Source organism: Duganella vulcania (assembly GCF_009857655.1).
Lineage (GTDB): Bacteria > Pseudomonadota > Gammaproteobacteria > Burkholderiales > Burkholderiaceae_D > Rugamonas > Rugamonas vulcania.
Map to the genome: position 1 here is coordinate 1 of NZ_WWCX01000194.1, position 4,151 is coordinate 4,151.

The 4,151-nt window shown below is 68.6% G+C and carries 4 protein-coding genes and 1 pseudogene; 2 read left to right on the forward strand and 3 right to left on the reverse strand.

All coding sequences use genetic code 11. The features are described 5' to 3' along the window. On the forward strand, window positions 1–378 hold a 378-nt coding region (locus GTP90_RS34980; RefSeq protein ID WP_161087822.1), incomplete at its 5' end, for a helix-turn-helix transcriptional regulator. A 33-nt stretch (window positions 379–411) separates the two neighbouring features. Here the strand turns inward: GTP90_RS34980 and GTP90_RS34985 are convergent. Next, window positions 412–1,959, reverse strand: coding sequence for a methyl-accepting chemotaxis protein (locus GTP90_RS34985; protein WP_161087823.1), 1,548 nt, complete (start codon window positions 1,957–1,959; stop codon window positions 412–414). A gap of 59 nt (window positions 1,960–2,018) precedes the next feature. Further along, on the reverse strand, window positions 2,019–2,612 hold the full coding sequence (gene pnuC / locus GTP90_RS34990; protein WP_161087824.1) for a nicotinamide riboside transporter PnuC: 594 nt from the start codon (window positions 2,610–2,612) through the stop codon (window positions 2,019–2,021). A 178-nt stretch (window positions 2,613–2,790) separates the two neighbouring features. On the opposite strand from pnuC, the gene GTP90_RS34995 reads away from it, so the two are divergent. Then, window positions 2,791–3,561 (forward strand): substrate-binding periplasmic protein, encoded by a 771-nt coding sequence (locus GTP90_RS34995; RefSeq protein WP_254452191.1) that lies wholly within the window; start codon window positions 2,791–2,793, stop codon window positions 3,559–3,561. Window positions 3,562–3,571: 10 nt separating this feature from the next. Here the strand turns inward: GTP90_RS34995 and GTP90_RS35000 are convergent. Next, window positions 3,572–4,151 (reverse strand): annotated as a pseudogene (locus tag GTP90_RS35000) (hypothetical protein); the annotation flags it as partial.

Sequence of the window (4,151 nt, forward strand, 5' to 3'; positions counted from 1 at the left end):
GCCGCGCCGGCGCCGCGCCCGGCCGAGGCCGACCCCGACGCGGTGCTGGTCAACGCCGCCAAGCGCCTGATCGCCGACAACCTGGCCTCGCTGCCCGGCCTGGCCGACATCGCCCGCAGCGTCGGCACCTACCGCGAAAAGCTGTCGCAGGTGTTCCGCGAACAGACCGGCATGACCGTGTTCGCCTACATCCGCGAGGCGCGCATCCGGCGCGGCGAGGAACTGCTGCGCGACACCGACATCGACGTGCAGGACATCGCCCTGATGATCGGTTTCAACAACGCCGGCAATTTCGCCACCGCCTTCCGCGAGCGCCTGGGCACGACGCCGAGCGCCTTCCGCCAGGCCATCCAGCATAAAAAAACGCCGCACGGCTGATGCCGGCGGCGTTGTCGGGCGGCGCGGGGCGCGTCAGCGCAGGCGGAACACCGCCACCACGCTGGCCAGCTTGGCGGCCTGGTCCTGCAGCGAACCTGCCGCGGCGGCCGCCTCCTCGACCAGCGCGGCGTTCTGCTGGGTCACCTCGTCCATCTGCGTGATAGCCTTGTTGACCTCCTCGATACCGGTGCTCTGCTCGCTGCTGGCGGCCGAGATCTCGGCCACCACGTCGCTCACCCGGCGCACGCTGGCCACCACCTGCTCCATCGTGCTCCCGGCCTGCTGCACCAGCGCCGTGCCGTTGTCCACCTGCTGCACCGAATCGTCGATCAGGCCCTTGATTTCCTTGGCCGCCGCCGCCGAGCGCTGGGCCAGGTTGCGCACCTCGGAAGCCACCACCGCGAAGCCACGGCCCTGCTCGCCCGCGCGGGCCGCCTCGACCGCCGCGTTCAGCGCCAGGATGTTGGTCTGGAACGCGATGCCGTCGATGACGGAAATGATGTCGACAATCTTGCGCGACGAGGCGCTGATCGATTCCATGGTGGCGATCACCTCGCCCACCACCTTGCCGCCGTCGGCCGCCGTGCCGGACGCCGACTGCGCCAGCTGGTTGGCCTGGCGCGCGTTGTCGGCGTTCTGCTTCACGGTCGAGGTCAGTTCCTCCATCGCCGACGCGGTCTCCTCCAGCGAGCTGGCCTGGCCCTCGGTGCGGGCCGACAGGTCCAGGTTGCCGCTGGCGATTTCCGCCGACGCCGTGGCGATGGTGTCGGTGCCGCCACGCACCTCGCCCACCACCCGCAGCAGGCTGTCGTTCATGGCCTTGAGCGAATGCATCAGCTGGCCCGTCTCGTCCTTGCCGTGGCTGACGATGTGGCCGGTCAGGTCGCCGTCGGCCACGCGCTGGGCGATGTCCACCGCCTCCTCCAGCGGCGCGGCGACAATGCGCGCCACCATGGTCGCCAGCACCGCGCTGACCACGATCAGCAGCGCCAGCGTGCCCAGCACCATCTTGCGCGACATCGAATAGGTGTCGGAGGCCGACTTGTCGGCGGCGGCGCTGCCGTCGTCGTTGATCTTGACCAGCGCGTCAAGCTGCTCGTTGACCTGCCGGAACAGCTTGTTGGAACCACCGCGGAACAGCGCGCGCGCGTCGTCCTTCTTGCCCTCGCGCGACAGCGCGGTCAGCTTGCCGCTGGTGGCCAGGTAATCGTCCAGCGATTTCTGCAGCTCGGTGTAGATGCGCTTTTCCTCCGGCTCGGACACCAGCGCCGCGTACGACGCTTGCTGTTTGCGCAAGGTTTCCAGGCGGGACGCCATCGACTTGTCGGTGGCGGTCATTTCAGCGTCCTCGGCCAGCAAGATGTGGGTGGCCTCGGAGATGCGGAAGCGCGACAGCGAGGCCTGCATCTGCCCCAGGTAGCGCACCGCCGGCATCCAGTTGGTGGCGATGTCGGTCGAGGCCTGGTTCACCCTGGCAAGCTGGCTGAGCGTGAACAGCCCCAGGGCGCAGGTCAGCGCAATCACCACACCGAACGACACGATCAGCTTCTTGCCGATTCTTAAATCATAAAACCATTGCATGGTATCTCCTCAGGCCATTCCGTATGGAAATATCATCATAAGTCGGCAAACGGGGAATGTCACCCCTTCATTGCGTTCACTGTGGCTTGGGCGTCGTCCTGGCGCATCTGGCGCCGCCAGAAGAACCACGACACCAGCGCGTTGATCCAGTAGGCCGCGTACAACAGCGCGGTCAGGTGCAGGCCGCGGCTGGCGTACAGCGGCACCGAGATGGTGTTGACCAGCAGCCAGAACGGCCAGGTCTCGACGCGCCGCCCCATCAGCAGCAGCTGGGCCACGATGCTGAACATCAGCACCGCCGAATCGATGAACGGCGCGTAGGCGTTGGTGTAGGCCTGCAGCATCAGGCCGTAGCCCAGCGTGGCCGCGATGCCGACGCCGACCATCCAGCCGAGCGCGCCCAGCCTGGCGCGGCTGATCGGCAGCGCGCCGCCGGCGTCGCCGCGCAGCCAGCGCAACCAGCCGATGAAGCAGGTCACGATGAAGAACAGCTGCAGCGCCACGTCGGCGTACAGCTTGACGCTGTAGAACAGCGCGGCGAACATCGCGCAGCCCACCACGCCCAGCCACCACGAATGCACGTTGTTGCGTCCGGCCAGGACGATGGAGGCCGTCATGACGACGTTGGCGGCGATTTCGAGGGGGGAGGTCAACAGAAGGTTCCAGTCCGGCGCGCGGTTGTTAATTGCTAGGCAAGGCGCCCATTTTCATCCAGCTACGCGGTGAACGCAATAGCCATGCCGCGCCCGGGTCGATGGCGGACGATCGGCGGCCTTGACATTCCCGCCGCATCTGGCAAATTGTAGCCATAGAACTAGAGAGGGTTACGCCATGCAAGCGCGTCGCGTCGGTCCCGTCATGGCGTTCATGGTCGCGTCCGCGTTGCAGGCGCAGGCCGCGTCGTGCCAGATGAAAATGGCGCTGGAACAATGGCCGCCCTATGTCTACACCCGGCCCGACGGCCCGCCGGCCGGGCTGGACCTGGAGCTAGCGCAGGCGATCTTCAGGGAAGCCGGCTGCACGCTGCAGCTGCTGCCGGCGCTGCCGACCGCGCGCCGCCAGCGCCAGTTCGAACAGGGCGGGCTGGACCTGCTGCTGGCCGCGTCCGACACCGCCGAGCGGCGCAAGTATGCGCGCTTCAGCCTGGCCTACCGCTTTGAATCGGTCAGCGTGTTCACCCGCAGCGCCAACCTGGCGCGCTACCGCGAGGTGCGCAGCGTCGAGGCGCTGGCGGGAAAAAAGCTGTCGCTGCTGGCGCCCAAGCTGGGCTGGTATGGCGCGGCGTATGCGCGCGTGCAGCCGCAGTTGCTGGAATCGGGCCACCTGAGCACCTTCCTCAGCTTCGAGCAGGGCTTGCGCATGCTGGACGCCGGACGGGCCGAACTGATCCTCGGCGACACCGCCGCCCTGCGCCACGAGGCGCGGGAACAAGGCATCGCCATCGCGCCGCTGCCGTTCACCGTGCTGCGGGCGCCGGTGCATCTGATGCTCAACAAGCACAGCACGACCCAGGCCGAGCTCGACCTGCTCAACGCCGCCATTCTGCGGCTGGAGAAGCAAGGCGTGCTGGCGGAAATCCGCAGCCGTTACGGCGTCCTGTAGGCGCGGGGCGCTATTCGCGCTTCGGTTCCTGCTTGGGATCGTGATGCGCGGCCTCGCGATGCGGCGGCGCCTCGGCTGACGGATGCTGCGCCCCATGCTGCGGCGGCGGGGCCGAGCGCGCCTCGGCTTGCGGATGCGGCGCCGGTTGCGGGTGGGCCTGTGCCTGCGGATGCGGCGCCGGTTGCGGCCGGGTTTCCGCCTGCTGATGCGGCGCGGGTTGCGGCCGGGCTTCCGCCTGCGGATGCGGCGCCGGTTGCGGCCGGGCCTCCGCTTGCGGATGCGGCACCGGTTGCGGATGCGCTGCTTGCGCCATAGGCTGCGGCGGCGTCAACGCATGCGGTTCCGCTACAGGATGCTGCCCCGGCGGCGGTCGCGCTTCCGTTTGCGCATGTTGCACGCCGGACGGATGTGACTCGGGGCGCGGGGCAGGCTGTGCCGGTGTCGCCGGCTGCGGATGCAACGCCGCCTGCGGCGGAATCTCCCCCGGTTTCAGCGGCCGCCCCGCCAGCGGCAAGGGGGCCGACCCCGGCGCGGCTGCCGCCGGACCATGCTCCCCACCCTTCTGCGCCAGTTGCTGCGCGGCGGCGGGC

What these genes read in the sequence shown, in the direction of transcription:
- GTP90_RS34985 (WP_161087823.1), bottom strand. Translation starts at nt 1,959, where the DNA reads ATGCAATGGTTTTATGATTTAAGAATCGGCAAGAAGCTGATCGTGTCG.
- GTP90_RS34995 (WP_254452191.1), top strand. Translation starts at nt 2,791, where the DNA reads ATGCAAGCGCGTCGCGTCGGTCCCGTCATGGCGTTCATGGTCGCGTCC.